The organism is Polaromonas sp. CG_9.5 (genome assembly GCF_035984465.1).
Lineage (GTDB): Bacteria > Pseudomonadota > Gammaproteobacteria > Burkholderiales > Burkholderiaceae_C > Polaromonas.
This window is the reverse complement of record NZ_JAXCHR010000070.1, coordinates 1-1,253: the sequence shown is the minus strand read 5'-3', so window position 1 is coordinate 1,253 and position 1,253 is coordinate 1. Positions and strand designations below refer to the sequence as shown.

Genomic DNA, 1,253 nt, shown 5'->3' with positions numbered 1-1,253 from the left:
TGAATCGCCCCGGGTTTTGAGGAGGCTCAAATCTCTGAGAGGATTGAGCCATGAAGAAGTCAAACAAGTTTTCACCCGAGGTTCGAGAACGCGCAGTGCGTATGGTGCAGGAGCACCGGGGCGAGTACCCGTCGCTGTGGGCGGCCATTGAATCTATCGCCCCCAAAATTGGCTGTGTGCCGCAGACCCTCAATGAATGGATCAAGCGCGATGAAATCGACACGGGCACCAAGGCCGGCGTCACGACGACCGAGCTGCAGCGCCTGAAGGACCTTGAACGTGAGAACAAGGAGCTGCGTAAGGCCAATGAGATCCTCAAGTTGGCCAGTGCGTTTTTCGCCCAGGCGGAGCTCGACCGCCGTCTGAAGTCTTGAAGGGCTTCATCGATCAGCATCGACAGGTCCACGGGGTCGAGTCGATCTGCAAGGTGCTGCAGATCGCCCCGTCTGGCTACTGGCGCCACGCCGCCCAGCGACGCAACCCGGCACTGAGATGTCAGCGCGCACAGCGTGACGCGGCCTTGGCTCCTCACATTGAACGCGTGTGGCGAGCCAACTTGCAAGTCTACGGCGCCGATAAGGTCTGGAAGCAGCTCAATCGCGAGGGTATTTGCATTGCCCGGTGTACGGTCGAGCGCTTGATGAAACGCCTGGGCTTGCAGGGGGTGCGCCGTGGCAAGGTGGTGCGCACCACCATTAGCGACACAAAGGCGCCCTGCCCACTGGACCGCGTCAACCGGGTCTTCAAGGCCGATCGGCCCAACCAGCTTTGGGTCTCGGACTTTACGTACGTTTCAACCTGGCAAGGCTGGCAGTACGTGGCCTTTGTAATTGATGTGTACGCCCGGCGCATCGTGGGCTGGCGCCAGAGCAGTTCCATGCGCACAGACTTCGTGCTCGATGCACTGGAGCAAGCCTTGTATGACCGCCAACCGGAGCGTACTGACGCACTGATTCACCATAGCGATAGGGGTTCGCAATACGTATCCATTCGGTACAGCGAACGCCTGGCCGAGGCTGGCATAGAGCCATCAGTGGGCAGCAAGGGCGACAGCTATGACAACGCTCTGGCCGAAACCATCAACGGGTTGTACAAGACTGAAGTGATTCACCGCCGGACGCCTTGGAAGACTAAGGAATCACTGGAACTTGCCACGCTGGAATGGGTGTCATGGTTTAACCACCACCGGCTGCTGGAGCCCATCGGATACATTCCCCCTGCCGAAGCTGAAGAAAATTACTATCGGCAACTAG

At 58.7% G+C, this 1,253-nt stretch carries 1 protein-coding gene and 1 other annotated feature; the gene reads left to right on the top strand.

Annotated elements, in window-relative coordinates:
• Window positions 1-50: 50 nt before the first annotated feature.
• A protein-coding gene (locus tag RCH06_RS17840; protein WP_327082803.1) for an IS3 family transposase occupies window positions 51-1,253 on the top strand; the annotation gives its coding sequence in 2 pieces (ribosomal slippage) (window positions 51-339 and window positions 339-1,253; 1,204 coding nt annotated over the 2 pieces). This gene is flagged as partial in the annotation.
• Window positions 329-445: a sequence feature (AL1L pseudoknot), on the top strand. (Overlaps the previous gene by 117 nt.)